The organism is Odoribacter sp. Z80 (genome assembly GCF_009935865.1).
Classification (GTDB): Bacteria; Bacteroidota; Bacteroidia; order Bacteroidales; family Marinifilaceae; genus Odoribacter.
Genome location: NZ_QWEL01000007.1, coordinates 102,354 through 126,436 on the forward strand (window position 1 = coordinate 102,354; position 24,083 = coordinate 126,436).

The following is a 24,083-nucleotide window of genomic DNA, read 5'->3' on the forward strand; positions in this document are numbered from 1 at the left end:
TACCGACCCAAACTCTATAAATATTCCTTACTTTTGTTTCAGAATCATTCTAAACTGAAAACCATGAAATGCAAGTTTATCTTCTCTGTCTGCATTCTCTTCTGCGTCCTGTTTCAGGGATGTAAAGATAAAAACACCACCGGATTTGACAAATACATCACCGGATATACCAGTGGCGTCATCCATTCGGGCACTCCTGTCCGGATTTACCTGGCACAGGAACCTGAAAATTTCCAGACCGGCAGCGTACTTCCTGCCCATATACTAAATATCGATCCCGCCGTAAAAGGAGAACTCATACTGAAGGAAAACCGGTGTGTGGAATTCATCCCCCAGGAAAGATTCCGCAATGGCACAACCTATCGCATGACCTTTCAATTGGGAAAACTCTGTAAAGTGCCGAAGCCTTTCCGAGAATTCGGTTTTGAGGTGAAAATCATCCCTTTGTCCCTTATCTACGAACCGGGAAATTTTCTGACAGACCCTAATGAAGAAAACGCCCTGCAATACGAAGGCATACTTCAAAGTTCTGATGACATCAACCCGCAGGAAGTCGAACAAAAAATGAAAGCTTCCTATGACGGACAGGACATTACCCCGGAATGGACACACGATGGCAACCGGCACCATTTCAAAATCAGGCCTTTACTCAAAGGTACTGATACTAAAATCCTGAAACTGCAATTTCCTGAAGAAATCAGAAACGGGGAAAAAACCGATATTGAAGTACCCGGTATCAACGACCTCACGGTCCTGGATGTCAAAGCAAACGACAATACCCCACCCGTCATCAGCGCCTATCTGTCGGAAAAACTCGATCCGGACCAGAACCTGCAAGGATTGGTCAGTGTAGACGGAAAAACCGCCGTCAATTACAAAATTTCCGATAATATCATCTACCTCTATCCCACCGCAACGAACGAAGCCGACCACCTGACCGTCACCCTCCATGAAGGCATAAAAAGCCAGAGTGGCAAACGGCTGCAAATCACATATACCACCACTGTCCGTCACAACCCCGCCCAGCCTCAGGTCCGGTTCATCGGAAAAGGCGTCATCGTACCCGACGAAAACCGGGTCATTCTGCCTTTCTCCGCCATTGCGCTAAAAGCAGTAGATGTTGAAATTATAAAAGTATTTAACCAGAACATGAATTTCTTCCTGCAATCCAACCTGTATGACGGCCACTACCAGCTTACCCATACGGCACGGCCCGTTTTCATGAAAAAAATCGACCTGCAAAAAGAATACCCCGACCTTGACCTGAACCACTGGCATGATTTTACGCTGGAACTCGGAAAAATGGTAAAACTGGAAAAAGGCACGGTATACCGGGTCAGGCTGAAATTCAAAAAATCCTATACGACCCTGAGTTGTGCCGATGAGGGGCCTGACTCGGATTACAGCACCGTTAACTGGGACAATCCGGACACTTATTACTACGAAGGAGAATATCCTTCCGGTTATGAATGGAAAAAACGAAACGACCCCTGCCACATTTCCTATTACAACGGCGACCGCTTTGAAGCCCGCAACATCATCAACACTTCTCTCGGACTGATGGCTAAATCAGGCGCTGGAAACCATTATATAGTCAGCGTGAATCAACTGGCCACCACCCAACCGGTTGCCAATTGCAAGGTGGTTTTATACAATCTGCAAAACCAAAAACTGGATTCAGCCTACACCGACAAAAACGGTTTTGCACAACTGAACCCCACAGAAAAAGCTTTTGTCCTGACAGCCCAGGCCGGACAAGACAAAGCCTGGCTAAAACTCAGGGATGGGGATGCGCTATCCCTCAGCAATTTCGATGTCAGTGGCCAACATGTGCAGATGGGAGTAAAAGGCTTCATCTACGGTGAACGGGGAGTTTGGAGGCCCGGAGACGAACTTTACCTGTCCCTCATCCTGGAAGACAAACTAAAAGTACTGCCAGACGGCCACCCCATCGTAGCCCAGCTCATGGACCCCAACGGACATATCGTACAGACCCGGACAGGAGAAACAGGCAACAACAACATTCATTGTTTTACATTCAAAACAGCCGAAGATGCCCAAACAGGCTACTGGCATGCCCTCTTCAAAATAGGCGGTCTCACCTTTAGCAAAACCTTACGAATTGAGGCCATAAAGCCCAACCGCCTGGCTATCAACCTGGAGTTTCCCAATGAGCAGATAATCGGCACCGGTGTTTCAAACGCTCCCGTAGAGGTACACACCCGCTGGCTCAACGGAGCTCCCACATCCCATTTAAAAGCCGACGTCCAGGTACGGTTGTCGGCCAACAAAAGCGGTTTCGCCTCATTTCCGGACTACACTTTCTACGACCGCTCCAAAAACTTCGAAGCCACCACGGTTTCTCTGTTTGAAGGCAATACCAACGGAGAAGGCAGTTTTTCCCTCAATCTGGATAAAATCAAGCCCAACAATGCCCCCGGCACTCTGAATGCTTCTTTCACCACCCGGGTATTCGAAAACGGCGGTGATTTCAGCATCAGCACCCAAACCATCCGCTATTCCCCCTACACCGAATATGTCGGAATCCGGTTACCTCAAAACGACGACAATTGGTATACGACTCAAAAACCGGTACTACTAAGCGGAGTCACCGTCACCCCCACCGGCAAACAAAGCGGTGGCAATTCCGTCATCCACCTGGATGTCTATAAATTAGACTGGCACTGGTGGTGGGACGCAGAAGACGAAAATCTTAGTTCCTACGTAAACCGGGAATACAGTAAAAGCATCCTGACTAAAACCGTAAAAGCCACAGACGGCACCTTTTCCGTCCCATTGGAAATACCTCAATACGGACGTTATTTCATCCGGGCCAGAATTTCTTCCGGGCACACCGCCGGCATCATCGCATACTTTGGCAGTTGGGAAGACAACAATAACCAGGAAATGGCCACCATGCTACGGCTCAGCACAGACAAAAAAAGCTATCAGGCAGGGGAAGACATCCGGGTAACTTTCCCTTCTTCCGCAGGAGCAACAGCTATCGTCAGCCTGGAAAACGGAAAAACCATTCATGACATCCGGCGCGTAGAAACCCAGCAGGGAACGACAACCCTGACTTTCCGGGCAAACAAGGAGATGTGTCCAAACACTTATGTAGCCGTTACATTATTACAACCCTACAACAGTCAGGATAATGACCGCCCTATTCGGATGTACGGTGTCGTCAACGTCAACATCGAAGATCCCGGCCTGCACCTCCATCCGCAGGTGAAAGTCAGTCCGGAACTGCATCCCGCTAAGGATTTTACCATCGAAGTCGGGGAAGAAAACGGCAAAGCCATGAATTACACGATTGCTGTCATCGACGAAGGTTTACTGTCGCTGACTACTTTCCGCACTCCCGAACCTTTCGCCGCATTCTATGCCCGGGAAGCCCTCGGAGTTAAAACATGGGATTTTTACGATTACATTTACGGGGCCTACGGAGCCAGATTAGATAAAGCCTTTGCCGTAGGAGGAGATGAATCTTTAAAGAACCTCCAGGATGAAAAAACAAACCGGTTCAAACCGGTTGTACTCTTCAGCGGTCCTTACAGCTTAAAAGCCAATGAAAAGCAGAAACATACTTTTCGGATGCCCGAATACATCGGTGAAGTCCGCACCATGGTCATTGCTGCGACAAACGGTTGCTACGGCTCCACGGAAGCCAGCAGCACGGTAAGCAATCCCCTGATGGTTTCCGTCGCTTTGCCCCGGCTCTTTACTCCCGGCGACGTGACCGACATTCCGGTAACCGTATTTGCCATGAAAGACCATATCCGGGAGGTAACCGTAAACATGCAGCCAGACTCTAAAATCACCCTGCTGGGAAACACCTCCCAACAAATCCGTTTCAATAAACCCGGGGAACAGGTGGTCTGGTTTAAAGCCCGGATAAATCAGGAAACCGGAGAATCAACCCTCCGGACGGAAGCCATTTCCGGAAACGAAACAGCCAAAGTCACGGAGGACATTACCATACGGGTTCCCAATCCCCGGCTGACCCAAATAGAAGAACAAGAAGCAAAGGCAGGAGAAACGGTATCTTTCAGCACTCCGGTCTCCGGTGACCGCCCTGTCTCTGTCCTGGAAATCTCTTCTATTCCCCCGCTAAACTTAGAACAGCGCCTCGGCTACCTTTTGGATTATCCCCACGGCTGTTCGGAACAAATCACATCGAAGGCCTTTCCGCAATTATCTCTGCCCTGGCTTCTGTCGCTGAATGCCGCACAACAGGCAGAGGCAGAGTCCCATGTACGCGAAGTGATTCTTCGCTTAGGCAGTTACCAAACCCCGGAAGGCGGATTTGCCTACTGGCCGGGCTCACCATATATCTCGGAATGGGTTACTTCTTACGCCACCCAGTTCCTGGTCAGTGCACAACAACAGGGATATTCGATACCGGCCGGCATGCTAACCCATGCCACCAATTACCTGAGAAAAGTAACCAACAGTTGGAACAACACAGAACCCTGGTCACAATTGGAACAGGCTTACCGCCTGTATGTCCTGGCACTCAGCGGGCGGCCAGACCTCGCTGCCATGAACCGCCTGAAAGAATCCCAGCTGCAACGCCCGGTAAGTCAATGGCTGCTGGCCTCTTGCTATGCCCTCTGTAACGAAAAAGACATGGCCCGGAAGATGGTCCGTGACCTTTCGTCGGATGTTGCCGTCTATCGCGAAACCGGAGGCACATTCGGTTCTTCTACCCGGGATAATGCCCTCATCCTGCAATCTATGGTTACCCTGGACCTCCAGCAACCGGCCTACCGGATGCTGGAGAAGATTTCACGTTCGATGGGCTCCAGAGAATGGTTCAGCACCCAGGAAACCGCATTTGCCTTACATGCTGCAGCCCTCTTTGTCCGGAAATACTTAGGTTCCCAACAAGGCATCCATGTACTCGTCACTACTCCCGAAGGGAAACAGGAAATAACCACTGAAAAAACCGTCTGGCAGCTTCCTTTACCCCTCCGGCAAGGGAAAGCTGTAGCTTCGGTCCGGAACAACGGAGAAGGAACCCTCTTTGTCCGGCAAATCAACCGCTACGCTCCATTTGAAGCAGTAAAAGAAAAAATCATGTCCGGACTTCAAATGGAAGTCCGCTACTACAACGACCAAGGAACTCCTTTAGATATCCGCCACTTAAAACAAGGTGAAGATGTCCTTACTGAAATCTCCGTCAGAAATACCGGACTGACCGGTACTTATGAGGAACTGGCACTGAGTTATCTGGTTCCTTCGGGATTTGAAATTATCAACGAACGGCTGACAGCCAACGCCACCTGGCCAGGTGCAGAACACATAGATATCCGGGACGACTGCTTCCATATCTATTTCAGTCTCCGGCAAAACGAAACCAAAATTTTCAAATTTCGCTGCAATGCCGCTTTCCGGGGTGATTACATGCTGCCAGCCGTTCAGTGTTCCGCCATGTACGACAATACCATACAGGCAATATGGCCGGGAGGAAGGATAAACATCGAATAAACCGGCAAACAACTACCACAAAAAATGAGGCTGTATAACCGTCAAAAGTTATTCAGCCTCTCTTTTATTCCGGCAAACCAGACTTCCTTAATATCCGAATATCTCTTCCGTAGTCACTCGGGTCACAGGCCCGTAAGCCGACAATTTCGACATATCCAGGTCTTTTTCATTCCCCAATACACAATAGGTATAAGCACGTCCCTTCACCCATTTTTCCTGAAATTTCTTCACATCCTCCAGAGTCAGTTTACGGACTTCATCGAACAACACTTTCCTGCAATCCATATCCAATCCCAAATCTTTGGCATTCAGATAACTTCCCAATACATCACTTCCACTGATGCGCTCCGTCCGCAAACGCGACAACAGGGCCTCCTTAGCCAAATCCAGGGCAGACTGGGATTCAGGCATATAATTGATAATCTCTTCAAAAGCCGCCAGAGCATCTCCCATCTTATCATTCTGGGTTGCAATAAAAGTCGAATAAACATAAGGCATATCTAAACGGGAAGGCTGTTTTAAACGCGCACCGGCAGTATAAGCCAGACTTCTGGCTTCCCGCATTTCCTGGAAAACAATCGAATTCATACCACCACCAAAATATTCATTATAAAGTGTGGCAACCGGATAAACAGACAAATCAAACTTCTCTCCCCGGTTAGACAAAGCCGACATATACACCTGAGCCGCATCGTAAGGCGCAATCAACACCCGATTCGAAGGCGTTTCCCGGACCTTAAAAATCTCTTTCTTTTCCACTTTGGCTAATTGCTCCGGCACCCGGTGATATTGATTTACCGTAGCGATCACCTTCTCCTTCTTCTCCGGCCCATAATACAACACCGCATGTTCATAACGACCTAACTCCCTCAAATGCGACAACAACTCATCCGGCTTCAATTCCCGTAATTCAGTAGCTGATAAGATATGGGTAGCCGGCGAATCCGGACCGTACAAACCGTAAGCCGTCAGTCTCTTAAAATTACTCTGTTGGTCTAATTTTTCATCAGCACGTCCTTTCAAAATATCCGCTTTCATCATCTCCAGCACTTGAGGCACCGGCTGAGCATCAGCCAGCAACGACTCAAACAACTCCACTGCAGCATCCATATTCTCTGACAGTCCACTGACAGAGATAACAGTCCTGTCACTTCCCGGCTGAATGGCATACTCACAAGCCAAACGGTAAAACTCCTGCTTAAGCTGCTCCGGAGTCTTCCCGGAAGTACCTAAATAATCCAGATACTGTGCCGCCGTAGATAAATAACGGTCTTCATTACTTCCCCTTTCAAAAACGTACATCAACGTAAACAAATCATTGGTCGTATTTTGTTTATAAAGCACCGGAAGCCCTGACTCCGTTGTCCCATGTTCCAAATCCTTACTATAATCAACAAACACAGGCTCAATGGGCTTCACCTGAGCGCATTGAATCTCTTTCAGAAATTCGCTCACCGTGTCCCGGTTCATGTAAATCGGCGTGATAGCCGGCTTAGTCATTTTTTTCAAGCTTGCATCTTTCCCGCTGTGCTTATAAATCACAGCATAGTTATCCCGGAAATAAGCATTGGCAAAATCCACCAACTGCTGCTTGGTCACTTTTCCCATCCGTTCAAAGGCACCCACTTCTTCTTTCCAGTCGGCACCGTTAATAAAAGCCTGCACAAACCAATCCGCCCGGTCTTCATTGCTTTCCAGACTTTTTTGCAAAGACTTTTTCATCTGATTGATGGTTGCAGACAACAGATTATCGTCAAAATCTCCTTCCTTCAATTTCTCCACCTCCGCCAGCAATACATCCCGCACCTCTTCCAAGGATTGTCCTGCCTTAGGATAGCCCTGCATCATAAACATACTGTAATCAGCCAATTGCAAAGGGAAAGCATAGGCACCCAACACCCGTTGCTGCTGATTAATATTCAAGTCAATCAAACCAGCCTGGCGATTAAACAGAATCTGGGCTACCAAATTCAGCAATTCCGCCTCCCGGGTGGCCGCTCCGGGGAAACGCCATCCCAAAGCCACAAAAGCAGCCTCCGGCCCGTTGATTTCTTTCACTACCGGAGTTTCTATCGGCTGCTCCGGGGCAAAAGCCAATTCCGGCAACCCGGCATTAGGCTGCATATCCCCGAAATGCCGTTGGATGACCTCTATCATTTCGTCCGGATCAAAATCCCCGGCCACACAAATAGCCATATTATTCGGTACATACCATTGTTTATAAAAATTCTTAATATGGGTAATAGAAGGATTCTTCAAACTTTCCTGGGTCCCCAACACCGTTTGGGTTCCATAAGGATGGTGGGGAAAAAGGGCAGCCATCATCTGTTCATATACTTTGCGGCCATCCTGGGTTAAAGACATATTTTTCTCTTCGTATACGGTTTCCAGTTCCGTATGGAATCCCCGAATGACCGGATGCTGGAAACGGTCGGCCTGAATTCTGGCCCAATTCTCAATCTCATTTGAAGGAATATCTTCTACAAATACAGTCATATCATTAGCCGTATAAGCATTAGTTCCCACAGCACCAATAGCAGCCATCAATTTATCATATTCATTGGGAATAGCCAGTTTGGAAGCTTCATACGAAATACTGTCGATTTGCCGGTAGATAGCCGCCCGCTCCGTCGCATCAGAAGTCTTGCGGTACACCTCAAACAAACTTTCAATCTGGTCCAGCATGGGTTTCTCCATCTCATAATTCTGAGTACCGAACCTCTCCGTTCCCTTAAACATCAGATGCTCAAAATAATGAGCCAGACCGGTGGTCTCCGCCGGGTCGTTCTTTCCTCCGGCCTTTACGGCTATATAAGTCTGAATTCGGGGCTGTTCCTTGTTCACGGACATATAAACCTTTAAACCATTATCCAGAGTATAAATCCTTGCGTTTAGAGGATCACCGGGCACCGATTCATACTGTAAACAGCTTTTACCACCACAAGCAGCCATCAGAAGCAACAGTACTGGCAGCCACCAAATTTGAATCATTCTATTATTCATTATAATCTGTTTAAATTAAACTTCAGCTTTTCTTATTTCTTCTTTTTCTTTTCCACCGACCACCCGAATTTCCCGAGCTTATTCCCCACTCCAAAATATTCTCCATGCACATACACCAAAGGACGGGCTTGTTCCAGTTCAAATTTCCCCGTTTCCGGATTCAGATATTCATCGTCAGCCTGTACATTCACCACCTCAGCCACAAACATATCATGGGATCCCAAAGGAATAACCTGCCGAACACGGCATTCGATGCACACCGGAGCTTCCTCCACAATCGGTGCCCGCACACTCAAGGCCTTTCCCGGTGTCAACTGCATCTCCTCAAACTTGTTATAATCCTTACCGGAGCGCACCCCACACCAATCCGTAGCAAAAGCCAGCTGTTCCGTCGTCAGGTTAATGACAAATTCACCTACCCGCTGGAGGATAGGATAAGAATGGCGTTCGGGACGCACAGAAATGTAACACATGGGCGGATTAGTACACAACGTACCCGTCCACGACACTGTAAACAAATTGTATTCTTCCGGGGTTTCCCCGCAACTTACCAGTACCGCCGGCAAGGGATAAATCATCGTTCCGGGTTTCCAGTTATGTTTCATATTAAGAATTTTAATTGTTCTTTGTTATATCCTCCGTTACCTTTTTTTTGCCGGACTTACTTTTCTTTTTCGTCAAAAAACCGAAATACTTGTGCAACAACTCGCGGAAAGTATCAAAAGACTCCTGATAGGAAACACCCACTCCCTGAATAGTCTCCGTACTGTTATAAAGAATCTTTTCGTCCGTATGAGAGTATGCTTTCATCTTCAAGGTCCCCTGTTTATTCAGTTTCACCTCAACATCAAAATCTCCCGCTATATTTGTTTTCTTATTTTCTTCTGCCGTTCCTTTATTGCCTCCGACATCCATATTTCCATTGGCAGAAATCGTAATCCGGTCATCCAGCAACTGAGTGGAAACAGCCAGCTCCAGCTCGTCAGAGGTCATTTCTTTTTCCCGGTCCCCCCTGCGGTAAGCGACTCCGATATCCACGTTATTGCTGAACTGCGAAAACCAACGTGACAACTGATTGGACATCATTTCAGTCAAGGTTGTCACACCAGCCACCTGCGCCTGATTCTCATAATCACCCGTATTATCCGTCCGATAGAAACGGTTTAACACCAACAAAGAAAATACCTGCTTATTCAACTCATCCTGACTCAAAAACAAACTTTGAATATAACTCTTGCTCTGCGTCTCCAGAGTCGGAAAATCGATGTCAAATTTAACCACCGGATTTTTCAGATTATCACTCAAATTCAGAATACACTCCACAGGCACTTTACGTCCCGTCTCGGTAGCAATCCTCTCTTCTCCGGTCTCATCCGCCCCACTTCTCTCCTGAGGCAACAATTCCGTTATGGTTGTCCTTAAATTATAAACGGCATTAATGTCCAGCATAGCATCGTAAGGAGAACCACTCCAGACAATAGTCCCTCCCGGAGTCAGCACAAACTTCTTATTGACCAGATTACTCAAAGTAAACAGGTAATCTCCCCGCGAAATCCTGTATTCCCCGAACAGGCTCAGGCTACCTTCCTTATCAAAGGCTATTTTAATATCTCCGTCACCGGTTGTCCGCAAAATATCCCCGACCGTCGGATCAAAAATCACCTGGACATTCAAATGGTCATTTACCTCCAGATTAGCATTCAGATTGATATCGGCAAGGGCGTTTCTCACTTGAAACTTATGCTCCTCCGCACGGTCTGTTGTCGTAAAATGCAGGAAATTATTTGCTTGCTCCGTCATACCCGCAGCAAGGGGCAAATAAAGCTTGGATTCATTTTCGGTACGGGCATTCACCGTCACATTCATCTGACCGCCGGCATTATTCATTTCAGCCAAGCCACTCAAATACATCTGCCCATAAAACAACTCATTATCCACCATACGGGTATTCAACACCTGAAATTCATTGAACCGGGCATTCAAGGAATAGCGTTTTTCCCAAATCCGGTACTCTCCCTCCAAAACAGCCCTCTTCCCTCTCCTGTCCCAAAGACTGAAATCCTTAAGGAACAATTTATTCCGCACCATGAAAATACTGTCATGCACATAAAAATCAGTATTCAGGGCATTCACTTTCAGCCCGACGGAATCCAGGTAAACAAAACCGGAAAAATCAGGCTTCCTCAAAGGACCGGCAATATCTACATTTCCAGACAAATATCCCCGGGTATCCGAAAAATAATCAGAAACATATCTCCCCACACGTTCCAAACCAATCCGGTCCAGTCTTAGATTCACACTTAACGTATCACTGGCCGGCGTATAATATCCCGATATGACCAACGGCACCTCTGTTCCCACCCTGTTCTCTGCACCGACAATCACGCTCTTGCTTTCCATATCCCAATAGGAACGCCAATGTAAAGAACCCAGCGTATCTCGTTTTATTCCCCAATTATCTACAGTAAAATCAGAAATAAGCAAACAATCTTTATAATAATCCTGCACCACCAACGAACCTGTTGCCGTACCGAACACATCGGAACGGGAATTTAAAGCTATCCGGGACAAATTTCTCAGATTAAAAGATTCAAGGTTAATAAACAACTTATCTTCCGGCCGCTCGGATATTTTTCCTCCGACAAACAAAAACTCTTTTCCCCTGCGAACAGAGAAATCCTGAATTTCCACTTCTTTTCCTTTTATCATCACTGAAGACTTGTTCACCCGCCACACACTATCGTCCATCACAATAACACCAGGTTCAATCTGTATATCAGCACGATATCCATTTTTCCCTTCCGGAGTGAACAAGACAGAAGCCGACAGTTCCCCACAGTATGTCTTATCAGTCCAGTTTGACCAGCTCAATCTGTTATCCACCCGGTTATCGGCAAGCCTCAATTCATCACATACGTTATACAACTGATAATCATTTCCGTACCTCACCTGTTCAGCATGGTAGGTTGCCTTCAAGCGTTCCCTGTTTCCTTTCAGGTTCATAACAGAATTGATTAAATGGATATTCTGATAACGAATGGAATCTGACCACAGATTCAGATTCAATTCCTCATCCCCATGCCGGAAACAAGACTCCAGCCGGGTACCGGGGGAAATACTGAACTCCGGACAGAGCACCCGAAGGACCGGATTCAGGTTCTTCACATCCACCGTATATTTAAACTCAAACTGCTCTAATCTGTTCTTCCACAAACGTTGCTTTGTATAATATTTCGTATAGGCAGGCAAATAAGTTTGTAACAACTGAACAACAAAAGGAATGGGACGTATCATCCGGAACTTTCCTTCCATAGCCAAATCCACGATGTCTGATTTCAAAGTTGTAGTATTGTAGTCTCCGTAACGGCTGTCTTCCAAGCTGAGATTCTCCAACTGAAACCCACCTGAAGAATTTTCATAATACAAATCCGATAAAGTCAGATTAATAAACCGCTTCGCCTGCTGTTGCGCCTGTACAAAATCAAAAGTTACCCCCGCTTTCTCTTGCTCCTCCTTCTTCATTCCAATCCCGAAAGCAGCCAAATCATTCAATGCCAGTTGTCCCCGGCAACTGATAAAATCCAGCGAATCATTATCCTCATACCTCACCACAACACCCCCGTTTACCAACTCGTTTTCCACCGCCGCCAGCAAATCGACCTTACTATCCTCCCAAGTCATAGCAATATCCGTCCCCTTCACCACTCCCTGATTGACATTCAATCGCTGGAGTTGGGCATTCATCCGGAAAGAGGGGCCACGGTCCGCCCATGTTCCCGCATAATTCCCGGTCAAGACTCCATTACCTAACCAGGAAAAACCGGTCAATTTCCCGAAATTCACCCGTCTGAGCTTAAAATCTCCTTTCATACCCACACAATCGGACACACCGCCAGCACAAGGTCCATACATGAAGTTCAAGCTCCCGGCCAAAGCCGGGGTGATACTCTTGGCCTTCACCATAAAATCAGCCAGAGTGCCATGAAAACTGATTTGTTCAAAATCCAGATAGGGCAAACGACACAAAAAATGAGGAACAGGAATGTTCATACCGAACCAAGGTAAATATATCCCAGCCAAATCCTTCGGTCCCAAATGTGCCTTATACAATTCTATATCAAAAAAAGTATTCCACACATCCGGCAATCCCTGAGATTTAAAACTCCCCTGAAAAATAGTTCTCTCCCCTAACTCAAAATACAAGTCATGTCCCTCAAGCTGATGTATGGTATTTGATACAATCCCGCTACACTTCACAGTATTGTCTATCCCCCGGAGAATCTCGTTGAAATAAGCCAGATCCACAAAACTGACAGCAGAAGGTCCCAACTCATAATATTGCTGCATACGGGTAGTAAAATGCCTCCAGTCATGCTGTTTCGGGACCCACTTAAATTCCAGTTTCATCAAATCCACCTTACTTCGCTCCAATTCAATACGGCAATCCGTAATCACTAAATTGTCCCCCCCAATGCTCACCCGCCCATTCAAATCCTGCATCCGCAAACCGGATTTCTCAACAAAACTTAAACCAGAAACAACCAATCCGACCTCTCCTTCATCAAAATGAAATCCCGCAAGGTCCGCATTCAACTCCCGGCAATCCACATCAGTCCAATTCACTCCATAATTCACCGGTTTATACTCCTCTTCCTTGTAAGTGAAATGAGAATTGCGAATACCGACCTTTTTCAACCCGACCAACCATCCCTTTTCCTGTTGTAAATTCTGTTCTTTCCCCTCTATACCGGTATTTCTTCCCCGTAAAGAATCCAGAAATACCTCTATATTAGTCTTCGAATCCTCCTCTCCCCGGGAAATCCATAAATAAAAACACGCTTTATCCAAAATGATTTCACTCACAACAAAACTCCGGTTGACCAGATTAAAAGAATCGGCATGCACCCGTAGATTCTGGCAATAAATTAAAGTGTCGTTCTTAAAATCTCTCAGCAAAACATCATTTAAAACCAAAGAACGCACCGGACGGAAATCTACACTCCCGATCTGAATCCGAACCCCCGTATTCTCTTCTACCCGCTGAGTAATATATTTTACCAGAGTGGTTTGCACACAGGAAGATTGCAACAAGGCATAACAAATACCCAGTAGCAAAATCACACCAGTAGCAATGAATAATAATATCCGTAGAATTTTTTTTATACCCGCTCTTATTTTCAGTTTGCTCACAAAAATATTAATATTGCATCAGATTTAAAAACGATTGAAGAGGAAAGATTCGAAAGCGGAAAAAAGACATGCCATGACCGTAATTTTAGGTATTGAATCATCCTGCGATGATACGTCAGCAGCTATTTTAAAAGACGGCGTAATACTGAGCAATATTATTGCCAGCCAAAAAGTGCACGAAGCCTACGGAGGAGTTGTTCCGGAGTTGGCCTCCAGGGCTCATCAGCAAAACATCATACCCGTAGTATCGGAAGCAATCAAAAAAGCCGGCATCACCATACAGGACATCCAGGCCGTCGCCTTCACCCGGGGACCAGGTTTACTGGGTTCGTTATTGGTGGGAACTTCATTTGCCAAAGGATTTGCCATAGCCAACCGCTTGCCCATGATTGAAGTCAACCACCTGCAAGCCCATATCCTGGCAAACTTCATCAAAGAGCCCGGCGTGGAAAGTCACCACCCTTCTTTTCCGTTTTTAACCCTACTGGTGTCCGGAGGAAATTCCCAACTCATTGTTGTCCGCAACTACCTGGATATGGAAATGGTCGGACAAACCATAGACGATGCAGCAGGTGAGGCTTTTGACAAATGCGCCAAAGTCATGGGGCTTCCCTATCCTGGCGGCCCCATCATTGACCGTCTGGCCCAGACAGGCAATCCGGAACGTTTCAGTTTCAACAAACCTCAGATTCCAGGTCTGGATTACAGTTTTAGCGGTTTGAAAACCTCTTTTTTATATTTCTTACGGGACGAACTGAAACAACATCCTGACTTCATACAAGAAAACCTCAACGACCTTTGTGCCTCATTGCAAAAAACAGTGATTGATATTCTCATGTCCAAACTGAAAAAAGCTGCCAAACAAACCGGTATCAAACAAATTGCTATCGGCGGCGGTGTCTCCGCTAACTCAGCCCTGCAAAAGGCAGTGCGCGAAGAAGCAGCACTGGCCGGATGGGAGGTCTTCATCCCACGCCTGGGATTCTCGTTAGATAATGCCGGAATGGTTGCCACCACCGGCTATTACAAATACCTGGCTGGACAATTCATCAGTCTTGATGCAGCCCCCTACGCCCGGACTACATTAGCAGGTTAAAAAATCTCCCACCCTTAAACCCTAATAGATATGAAACTGCTGGTTACCTATAACATACCCCGCGCCCCCTTCCAGGAACTTCCCTCTGACTGGGAAATCACTTTTCCCGAAGGGGAAGCTTTCAGCAAGGCCGAATTACTTCGGTTATTACCCGACCACGATATTCTTTTGTCCATCTTTCATGCCCCGGTTGACAAAGAAATCATAAATGCCGGAAAAAAACTAAAACTGATCAGCAACTACGGAGTAGGCTACAATAACATAGACATTCAATATGCTCGTGAAAAAGGCATATCCGTCACAAATACCCCCCAGGCAGTCAACACGCCGACAGCCGAATTGACTATGACCCTGTTGCTGAGTGCAGCCCGTCGGGTAGCTGAGTGCAACCTACGCCTCCGCAAGGAAAAGGAAAGCATGTGGGGAACCATGCAAAACCTCGGATTCGGACTGGAAGGGAAAACATTAGGTATCATTGGTATGGGCAATATCGGTAAAAACGTAGCCCGCAAAGCAGAAGCCTTCGGAATGAAAATCATCTATTACAATGACCGGACAGAAGTACCTGCCTACCACCGCACAGATTTAAATACCCTCTTAAAAGAATCCGATTTTATCAGTCTTCACACACCTCTGACTCCTCTCACCCACCATCTGATCGGTCCGGAAGAATTGGCCCTGATGAAAAATACAGTCATTCTGGTCAATACCGCACGTGGTTCAGTAGTTGACGAAAAAGCCTTGGCAGAAGCATTGAAAAACAAACAGATAGCCGGGGCAGCTTTAGATGTATTCGAAGATGAGCCCCATATTGCAGAAGCCCTTTACCTGCTGGATAATGTTGTCCTCACTCCCCACATCGGAACTGCCACCATAGATGCCCGCATTGCCATGGCCCGGGAAGCCCTTGACAATATCAAGAATTTTCTGAAAGGCACCCCCACCAATATTGTGAACTAACCCGAAGCCATCCAACTTCCCCATAACCACAAGTCCGGGAACAGAATACTGTCCCCCTGTAGAGCAAGCTCATCACACACCTGCTGGTTGACTTCCCGGTTTGGCCCAACCGTCAAAAACCATCTAAATACAGAGAAAAGAGGTAGTCATTTACATAAATGTCTCATTCAGAGAAAAGAAAACGAGATTACCACAGCAACCGGCTGGCCGGTTTCGATGACGCACAGACCGCGACACTTATCAAAGACAAACTACTCGAACACAGTAGCGAATTCCACTCCGAAGAACATAGCTGCAAGTTTTCGGTCGAACGGGTAACAGCGCAAATATCACCCTCGGCATCTATGTTAACTGCCAAGGGTGATTTATGATTAGCGAATAATTATTTCCTGTTCTTTTTGTTTGAATACCGTTTCCACCATAGGTAATAACCCGTCAAAGGGAGCGTAGCACCAATAAGCGCGGCAAGGAAATAGAGGATTTTCGTCCAGATGCCGCCCCACGTACCCGTGTGGAATGTATAGAACCAGCCGCGAAGGCGTTGCTGGCGGGGCGTGTCTTCATAACGGGTGATTTCGGCGAGACGGCCGTTACGGGGATCGAACGTCGCGCGGTCGATGCGTCGCATCGCGGACCGCCGTGTGACCTGAGCTTCGGTTTGTGTCAACACGATGGTTTTGTAGGCGGTATAATGCGCCGTGAGTTGCTCCAGCACGTCGTCCCATACGGCATGGTCGAACGGGCGCGTTTCGGTTTCGCCGTGCTCACGACCTGCGGTCCGTTCGCCGCTTCTTGCGCGGCTCTGACGGTTGCCCGAATCGACTTTCCGCGAGAGATCTTCCTGCGCGGCAACGGTTTGCTGCGTTCCACCGAAAAGCGCATAGGCCGCTGTGCGGTACCAGCCGAACGACCACGTAAGCCCCGTCAGCGCCATGACCAGCAACAGCAGGGTCGCATAGAATCCCAGCGAGACATGGCAGTCGTGCCAGAAACGGTGGCGACCGTTGGAGCACGATACTTTCAGCCGGTTGTGCAGTGCCTTGCGGCTGCGAGGAATCCACAGGATCAAACCGCTGACAAGAATCAGCACCAGTCCCAGCGTCGAGACCCCGACGATGGCTTTCCCAACCGACTTTTCGCCTTTCGACGGCGGCGGGTCGAGCAGCCAGCGGTGAAGTTTCCGCACCGTGCCGAAGAATGCCGGGCTTTCAACCCAGCCGTTCACATTGCCCGTATAGGGGTCTACGCTCAATTGTTTGCGTCCCGTCTCGCGGAAAGCGGCCATGCAGGGTTCGTCGCTGCGGGCGGAGAGTTGCAGCGAAACCAGGTGCAGCGAATCGGGCATCTGCTCTCCGATACGGTCCGCGAGCTGCGACGGTTGAAGCGGACGTGCGTCGGCGGGTGCTGCGACCTGATAAAGCTCCGGATGCAGTGCCCGGGTAATCTCGCCCTCGAAGACGAGCACAGCGCCTGACAGACAGACGACGGTCAGGACGATACCAAGCGGCAGCGAGAGCCACAGGTGTATTTTTGCGAATATCTTTTTCATGATTCGAGTGTTTTGTCCGAACAAGGGAACGGCCCGCGTGATGACGGGCCGCTCTCCTGCCGGGGTGGTTCCTATTTCCGGACGGTCAGCTTGCCCGCCGTGGCAACGGATTCCGCGTCGATGACGAGCCCTTTGGTCGCACGTCCCGTGGCGGCATCGATCTTATAGAATGCCGGTTTGTCGCCGCCGGTCACCGTCACGGCGATGTACATGGCTCCGTTCTCGCCGTAGGGCTCGCCGCCGAAGCCTGCCAGATCCGCCGGCAGCCCAGTCACGGGTACGACGGTTTTTGCCTCGGCATCGAAGACGGCCAGTTCGTTCGTCACGGCATCCTTGCCCTGCATCATCCCCTCCACGCCGTCGGAATAGAGTTGCAGCAGAAAGTGTGTGCCCGAGATGTGCCAACAGCGGAAGACGGGATGCTGCGTGCCGATCTGCTCGAAATTCACGTAGTAGTCGGGGTCGAACTCCGTCGCGCCCTTGCGGATGCGCACCACCCCGGAGGGCTTGGTTCCGATCACTTTCTTCAGGTCGGCCGACGAGGTGAACGTGCGGCCGTAGCCCGGCGAGAAGACGTAGAGATCGCCGTTGTCGGCAGCCCAGATCGTCTGGTAGTATTGCGAACGGTGACGGCCGCAGGCGAAGCCGATTTTGTCGGTCGAGGCGATGACGGGTTTCTCGGCGAACGACGAACCGCTGTAAATGGCGACCCACGCACGGTCGGGATACTGCGTGGAGGGAATCGTTCCGGCAGTGTAGGAGCTGCTGGCCGAGCCGCCGTCGGCTTTGGCGACCAGTTCCGGGTCAGTCACCTTGTCCGGCCATTGCCCGATGCCGTAGCGGCTCATGCCCATCGGCACGACCGAGGTATAGAGCTTGCCGTTCGCCTCTTCCAGTCCGGCGAAGGTCACTTTCTCGCCGTTGCCGAGGAAGTTTTCCGCGTCAATCGACCCTTCGGTCTGCCCGCCGGTGTTCTCGTCGAGGTAGTTGAACAGCAGGGCCTGTGCGATGTTGCCGTCGACATCGGTCGTCTTCGAGTCGCCGGTCGAGACGGTCAACACCTTGTCGCCCCACGTGCCGTAGGAGGTGATGCGGTTAAATTCGTAGAGGTAGCGTTCGGTGGGTTTGCCCGCAGCATTCAGGTAGTAGGATGCGCCCGTGCCGGCGCCGCCCTTGTTATAGACCAGCGAGAAGACGTAATTCTGGTTTTTGAATACCCAATAGGAGCCGCCGAGCACCTCCGTACCCGTGCCGCGCACGGTGGCCGTACCCTCGTCGAGCGACGGGGCGGTGATCAGGTAGCTCGTGCCGTCGTCCTGCGCCGCGATGACGTAGGAGGTTTCGGCGTCGGTGCCCGGTGTCGGTTGGGGAGCGTAGTTATCGTCGCTGCATGAGGGTAGCAGGCCGGCGGTGCCGGCGCACAGCAGGGCGAGGAGTGCCCGGGTGTAAAGGTTCTTTTTCATGATTCGATTTTTTTATTTTAGTGTTTATAAATCAGTTGCTGAAATGAACACGCAGTTTGACATAGAACGCGCGGCCCGCTTTCTGGAGGCTGAAATTGTCGTAAAGCCGTGCGTCGGTCAAGTTGCGGCACTCCAAAGCGATGTTGTAGCGTCCGTTTTTGATGCTGTAGGCCAGCGAGAGGTTGTGTGAAAACTGTTCGAGCACGTAGGCTTTCGATTCCTTGTCACCGATGTTCTCCCAATTGAGTGGAAAGGCGTGCTGCCAGAATCCATCGTAACCGACCGTGAGCGTATTCCCTCGGGCGAAAAGGTCGTGCCAGTGGAACGAAGCGTCAAAATTGGCAAACCGGTAGGGAATGTTCGGCAGCCGCACCTTGTAGTGCATATTCTCCTGCTGCGACGATCCTGTCCAGCGCCGTTCGTAGTCGCGGGTGTCGATGCTGTTCCAAGTGCCGCCGAGGTCGAACCAGCGGGCGAACGAGTAGCACAATGAGACGTTGTAGCCCTTGGTGCGCACGTGGCCGTGGTTTTCGTAGATGCCGTACTGCGTCGAGCCGTGCTTGCCCAGTCCGCGCTTGATATAATCTTTCGTGTTGCGGTAAATTAGGCTGACGTCCGCATAGAGACCGTGTTTGCCGAAGCGGCCGTCGTAGCTGAGATTGAGATTGAAATTGTCGCTTCGTTCGGGCCGCAGGTCGGCGCGCCCCGCTTCGAGGTCTTCGTCGCCGAACAGCTCTTCGGTGGTCGGCAGCCGAAACGCCCGTTCGTAGGAGCATTTGGCCTGCAACGCTTTCAGGATGTAATACGTTCCGGCCGCACCGCAACCCCATGCCGAGACGCTTTTACCCAGCTCCACGTAGTCGCCCACGCCATCGGCGCTGCGCGAAACGGGCCCCCGGTTGTATTGCAGGTAATATTTGACAAATGCCGAGGCGTTCCACCGCTCCGACGGAATCACCCGGTAGGAGAGCCCGCCGATGTTCTTGCGCGTGAGTTTGGGAATCGAGAAATCCGTGAGCACCGACGAGGTGCCGACGTGCGAACGGCTCGTGCGGCGGAAATCGCTGAAGACATGGTTGAATGTCAGCGTATGGATTTCGCCGATGCGGTAGTTAAGCGTCAGCGTAGCATTCCAGTTCGTGTTGCGCGATTCGCTGTTCTGATAGGATTGTTCGCCGCGGCTATCCTTTTCGTAGTAATGGCCGTACCAGTTGTAGTAGCGGGCCGCGGTGTCGATGTTGTGCGTGACGTTGCGGTTGTAATTGGTCGTTACGAGCAGGTCGATCCCCTCGGTGAAAAGGTTGCGCTTGGCATATTCCAGCGATGGAGAGAGCGAATGGCCCTTGCGGTGCTTCTGGCCGAAGACGATATCCTGGTAGACGCCGGTCTGGATCTCCTTGTAAAAATTGGAATAGGAGAAGCCCAGCACGAAGCGGTCCGCCCATTTTTTGCCTGCGAGACCGAGTTTGCCGAGCACGACCTCGTTGTGGAAGGCGTCGTTGAAACGCCGGACGTGCTTCACGTCGCTCTTGTCCACGGGCAATTTGTGAACCGAACCGTCGGGCAGCACCTCGAATTCGCGCACCCAGTTGTCGATATAATAGTCGTTGTCGGAGTAGTTCTGGAAAGCGTCGATTTCGTACAGGAAGCCGCCTCGGGTCGTCTGCCCGAAACAGAGGTGCGAGCGGTGGGTGTTGAACGAACCGTAGGAGTAGGAAGCGTCGGCAAACCAATTGCGCCGCCGTTTGTTCGTCACAATGTTGATGACGCCGCCGATGGCGTCGGTGCCGAAACCGACGGGCACCACCCCTTTATAGACTTCGATGCGCTCGGCAAAGTCTGCCGGTATGTTGTTCAGGTCGAACGCCTGCCCGGTCCCTTCCTGCGGTACGCCGTCGATGAAGACCTTGACGTGCTTGCCGCTGAACCCGTCAAGCATCAGCTGCATGTCGGAGCCTACGCCGCCCGATTCGCGGAGCTTCATGCCGGGCTGTTTCGAGATGGCGTCGCTCAAGCTCTTGGTCGTGTTCTGCAAAGCCTTCGTATCCACTGCCACCGCGTTGAACGGCGACTGGCGGACGCGGCTTACGCCGCTGCCCATGACAACGACCTCTTCGAGCTCGGTCGCTGCCGGTTGCAGGACGACCATGAGGTTTTTCATGTCCCGGACGGTCTCTATGTTTTTCTCTACGGGCTCATAGCCGATAAGCGATACGACCAGCGTATACTTTCCGGCCGGTACCTTGAAACGGAACCGCCCCCTATCGTCCGTGGAGCAGCCGAAGTTCGTGCCTTTCAGACAGACGGTGGCGAAAGCGACTGCCGTACTGTCTTTCTCCATTACTTTTCCCGAGAGCCATGCGGAGGCGTGCAGGCCGTGATGTCCGGCATGCGGACGATGGGGCTGGGCTATAACCGGTATGGCGCAAACGGGCAGAATTGTCATCAAAAGTAACCAATATTTCTTTTTTAATATCATGATAGAGCGGGTTAATTTCGAGTGCAAAATTACCCGCCCCATGAATTTCAGTCAATCGCCTTTTTTCGTGATTTTGAATTGCCCCATTGTGGCAGAGATACCTAATTTTGGTTAGCGAACAATGTCTTTAATATAAAACCAGAGTACAAAATGGAAATCCGTCACAAAAATTTCCTAAAATTTGCGGGAAACCAAATATAGTTTTTATCAAGTTCTTTTTCAAACTGAAAATTACGCAGGATAATGTAGAAAATCAGTTAACAGACCGTTTTTTCCACATTAACGGACTTTCACCGTTTGATAATGTCTTGTATTTATAGCAAACCACTGAAATAGAGGCGTTCATGGCTAAATTCCGGTTTAACTCTCGGTTTAACTCGACCGTTAAAAACCACGAAAAACAGGGAAAAGAAAAAAGGTAGCCACTTTCGTAACTACCTCATTCAGAGAGCGGAAAACGGGACTCAAACCCGCGACTTCCCAGCCTGTAAGTCAAGTACTTACAAATTATATTTTAGCATTTCTTGTCCTACTACCAGTGCGTTGGTTAAACAATAGTTTTACTTTGAATTTTGAAATGGCATATCTGCCGTTAAATTGGTGTTGTGTTTTTCATAAGCTGTCACATTTAAAGTTTATACTTCCTGTTTATCGTAATGGAGTAATAAAATACTGGCTTTATATACTCCTGTACTCATATACTTTCGGTTGGTGGAGAATTTTTCAAAAGGTATATATAACTGGAATTACTGTATTTTCTCACCACAAAAAAAGAGCCAACAACGGGTGTGTTGCTGGCTATTATTTCCACCACCCCCAACTCCCTAAAGAATCAGGAGTGGTGAAAAGGTTAATAAATTATTTGTTTGTTGTTATTAATACACATCCCACCCCTTATTTTTTGCAATACTCTTGTCACATGTTTCCCTTCCGGGGTTGTCATATATAAAGATTCTTGATTGACTATAGCCATCATCCCCTGTTTTTCCTTGTGGTAAATCCCTGAAAATCTGGTTTAATGCGGAAGAAGTTAGGTTATTGTTCCGACATTCCAATTCTGTCAATGCGGTACATCCACTCACATTTAATAAAGTTAGGTTATTGTGCCTACAGTCCAACTCTGTCAATGCAGTATTCTTGCTTACGTCTAATAAAGTCAGGTTATTATAACTACAGTCCAATTCTGTCAATGCGGTACATCCACTCACATTTAATGAAGTCAGGTTATTGTAACTACAGTCCAACTCTGTCAATGCGGTATTTTTACTTATATCTAATGAAGTCAGGTTATTGTAACTACAGTCCAACTCTGTCAATGCGGTACATCCACTCACATCTAATGAAGTTAGTTTATTGCTCCAACAGCCCAACTCTGTCAATGCAGGGCATTTACTCACATCTAATGAAGTCAGGTTATTGTCTTTACAGAACAATTCTGTCAATGCTGTATTCTTGCTTACATCCAATGAAGTCAGGTTATTTCCAGCACAGTCCAATATTGTCAATGCAGGGCATTTACTAACATTCAATGATGTAATGTTATTATGCCACGTGCCTTCCCCTTGCCAAAATTCGCTAATATTTCCCTTAATCGTAACAATGTGGGGATTTCGATTGGAGTATTCATGCTCAACATAGTAATCTATACTTAGTACATAATGGATTTCATCCCAATCGTCATCATATTCTTCAACACTTTTAAACTCTTCCACAGTTCCATCTCCCCAATCTATAGTAATAATATCCCCTTCATTAAAAGTTTCAATATGCACCTTAATCCTATCGCTCTCTGCAATCATTGTAATCATCCCTTCTTTCGCCCCATTACCTCCATTATCATCCAATGGATTTTTGTCATCATCTTTTGAACATGCTGTAAACATAGTAGCACACATTGCTACCATGAATAAAATAAATATCTGTTTCATAGTCATTTCATTTACTTTCGTAATTTGTTAATAGTTTGACAAATAGTTGAGAGTTCTGTACCTCCAACTTCTTTTTTCTCTACTTCTTCATAAAAGGAGTTAGGAGCAATAAATTTTGCAATCTCTTTACGTCCTTCCAATGTTCCTGTAACTGCTAAAATTTCTTTCCCGTCTTCTACTTCAATGAGAAAACAATCTTCCCATTCTTTTGCAACATATAAACAAACAATGTTACAAGTTGTACCCTTCTTCTTGAAGAAATGGCATCCCTCAAATTCTTTTTCTGAAATAATCTTCATAATTATAAATATTTGTCACCTTGAAAATTCCCAGAAAGGTAGGTTATTAGCACAAAAAGAAAAGCGTGGGAACTATTAACTTATTTAAGGTAACAGGCTCTGACAAAGCCCCTAAGTATAAATAAGCAACAGCCCACGCCTATATATACACATTTCATCAAGGTATAAAATACCCTTTCAATGTAATATACAAAGCATGAAAGAAGTCCGCTTATTCTCTACTTAGTTTGAACTGTCAGATTCGTTACCTGAGAATAAAGCTAAACACTTTCCAATGTTTAATATGTCTGCAATCCTTTCAGATTACAAGGCAAAGATATAAAATATCCTAAAACATTAGTAGTGTGACCTCTTTTTAAGCTGTTGCCTATGGCAAAATTAGCGGTATCTTTCCAAAAAACCGCTATTGTATTAAAACTATGTTGGTAGTACCTTTGATAAGTCTTGCCAGTAATCAATTAGTAAACCATCTTAATCTCCCTGTGTGGTTCCTATTATCCAATCTGTCTACAATCTTCCTTCATCCGCATAACTATAATAGTTATTCCCTGTAACAATCAGATGGTCTTGTATTCTAATATCCATCAACTTAGCAGCTTCCTTTATTTTCTTTGTAATCCTAT

Annotated in this window: 12 protein-coding genes; 3 read left to right on the forward strand and 9 right to left on the reverse strand. The window is 48.0% G+C overall.

The window, feature by feature from the left end:
- Nucleotides 1–63: 63 nt before the first annotated feature.
- Entirely contained in the window at nucleotides 64–5,493 is a 5,430-nt protein-coding gene (locus D1136_RS07825) for an alpha-2-macroglobulin (protein WP_161877080.1), read from the forward strand.
- Between the two features lie 87 nt (nucleotides 5,494–5,580).
- On the opposite strand, the gene D1136_RS07830 is transcribed toward D1136_RS07825, so the two are convergent.
- From D1136_RS07830 to D1136_RS07840, 3 genes are read right to left on the reverse strand one after another with little or no spacing between them, the layout of a single operon-like run.
- Nucleotides 5,581–8,496 carry a M16 family metallopeptidase gene (locus D1136_RS07830; RefSeq protein ID WP_161877081.1) on the reverse strand — a complete coding sequence of 972 codons (2,916 nt, stop codon included), beginning with the start codon at nucleotides 8,494–8,496 and terminating at the stop codon, nucleotides 5,581–5,583.
- A gap of 32 nt (nucleotides 8,497–8,528) precedes the next feature.
- Nucleotides 8,529–9,101 (reverse strand): flavin reductase family protein, encoded by a 573-nt coding sequence (locus D1136_RS07835; protein WP_161877082.1) that lies wholly within the window; start codon nucleotides 9,099–9,101, stop codon nucleotides 8,529–8,531.
- 10 nt (nucleotides 9,102–9,111) lie between these two features.
- Complete coding sequence (locus tag D1136_RS07840; protein ID WP_370461323.1) at nucleotides 9,112–13,686, reverse strand: translocation/assembly module TamB domain-containing protein; 4,575 nt, start codon at nucleotides 13,684–13,686, stop codon at nucleotides 9,112–9,114.
- A 73-nt stretch (nucleotides 13,687–13,759) separates the two neighbouring features.
- Here D1136_RS07840 and tsaD point away from each other — a divergent pair, with 73 nt between their 5' ends.
- Both tsaD and D1136_RS07850 read left to right on the forward strand, forming a co-directional pair.
- Complete coding sequence (tsaD, locus tag D1136_RS07845) at nucleotides 13,760–14,782, forward strand: tRNA (adenosine(37)-N6)-threonylcarbamoyltransferase complex transferase subunit TsaD (protein WP_161877084.1); 1,023 nt, start codon at nucleotides 13,760–13,762, stop codon at nucleotides 14,780–14,782.
- 30 nt (nucleotides 14,783–14,812) lie between these two features.
- On the forward strand, nucleotides 14,813–15,742 hold the full coding sequence (locus D1136_RS07850) for an NAD(P)-dependent oxidoreductase (RefSeq protein WP_161877085.1): 930 nt from the start codon (nucleotides 14,813–14,815) through the stop codon (nucleotides 15,740–15,742).
- Between the two features lie 382 nt (nucleotides 15,743–16,124).
- Here the strand turns inward: D1136_RS07850 and D1136_RS07855 are convergent, their stop codons facing one another.
- The 6 genes from D1136_RS07855 to D1136_RS07880 form a co-directional block, all read right to left on the reverse strand.
- Nucleotides 16,125–17,291, reverse strand: a complete 1,167-nt coding sequence (locus tag D1136_RS07855) for a PepSY domain-containing protein (protein WP_161877086.1) — start codon at nucleotides 17,289–17,291, stop codon at nucleotides 16,125–16,127.
- 71 nt (nucleotides 17,292–17,362) lie between these two features.
- Nucleotides 17,363–18,754, reverse strand: coding sequence for a DUF4374 domain-containing protein (locus tag D1136_RS07860; protein WP_161877087.1), 1,392 nt, complete (start codon nucleotides 18,752–18,754; stop codon nucleotides 17,363–17,365).
- 31 nt (nucleotides 18,755–18,785) lie between these two features.
- Complete coding sequence (locus D1136_RS07865; protein WP_255491939.1) at nucleotides 18,786–21,233, reverse strand: TonB-dependent receptor; 2,448 nt, start codon at nucleotides 21,231–21,233, stop codon at nucleotides 18,786–18,788.
- 875 nt (nucleotides 21,234–22,108) lie between these two features.
- Nucleotides 22,109–23,161 (reverse strand): leucine-rich repeat domain-containing protein, encoded by a 1,053-nt coding sequence (locus D1136_RS07870; protein ID WP_237567022.1) that lies wholly within the window; start codon nucleotides 23,159–23,161, stop codon nucleotides 22,109–22,111.
- 11 nt (nucleotides 23,162–23,172) lie between these two features.
- Nucleotides 23,173–23,460: a hypothetical protein gene (locus D1136_RS07875; RefSeq protein ID WP_161877088.1), complete on the reverse strand. Its 288-nt coding sequence runs from the start codon at nucleotides 23,458–23,460 to the stop codon at nucleotides 23,173–23,175.
- A 507-nt stretch (nucleotides 23,461–23,967) separates the two neighbouring features.
- On the reverse strand, nucleotides 23,968–24,083 hold a 116-nt coding region (locus tag D1136_RS07880), incomplete at its 5' end, for a JAB domain-containing protein (protein ID WP_305081004.1).

Bases quoted from the DNA above. Each gene is read 5' to 3' on its own strand.
- D1136_RS07850 (WP_161877085.1), top strand. From the start codon at position 14,813: ATGAAACTGCTGGTTACCTATAACATACCCCGCGCCCCCTTCCAGGAA.
- D1136_RS07835 (WP_161877082.1), bottom strand. From the start codon at position 9,101: ATGAAACATAACTGGAAACCCGGAACGATGATTTATCCCTTGCCGGCG.
- D1136_RS07825 (WP_161877080.1), top strand. From the start codon at position 64: ATGAAATGCAAGTTTATCTTCTCTGTCTGCATTCTCTTCTGCGTCCTG.
- D1136_RS07830 (WP_161877081.1), bottom strand. From the start codon at position 8,496: ATGAATAATAGAATGATTCAAATTTGGTGGCTGCCAGTACTGTTGCTT.
- D1136_RS07860 (WP_161877087.1), bottom strand. From the start codon at position 18,754: ATGAAAAAGAACCTTTACACCCGGGCACTCCTCGCCCTGCTGTGCGCC.
- D1136_RS07865 (WP_255491939.1), bottom strand. From the start codon at position 21,233: ATGATATTAAAAAAGAAATATTGGTTACTTTTGATGACAATTCTGCCC.
- D1136_RS07855 (WP_161877086.1), bottom strand. From the start codon at position 17,291: ATGAAAAAGATATTCGCAAAAATACACCTGTGGCTCTCGCTGCCGCTT.
- D1136_RS07870 (WP_237567022.1), bottom strand. From the start codon at position 23,161: ATGAAACAGATATTTATTTTATTCATGGTAGCAATGTGTGCTACTATG.
- D1136_RS07875 (WP_161877088.1), bottom strand. From the start codon at position 23,460: ATGAAGATTATTTCAGAAAAAGAATTTGAGGGATGCCATTTCTTCAAG.
- tsaD (WP_161877084.1), top strand. From the start codon at position 13,760: ATGACCGTAATTTTAGGTATTGAATCATCCTGCGATGATACGTCAGCA.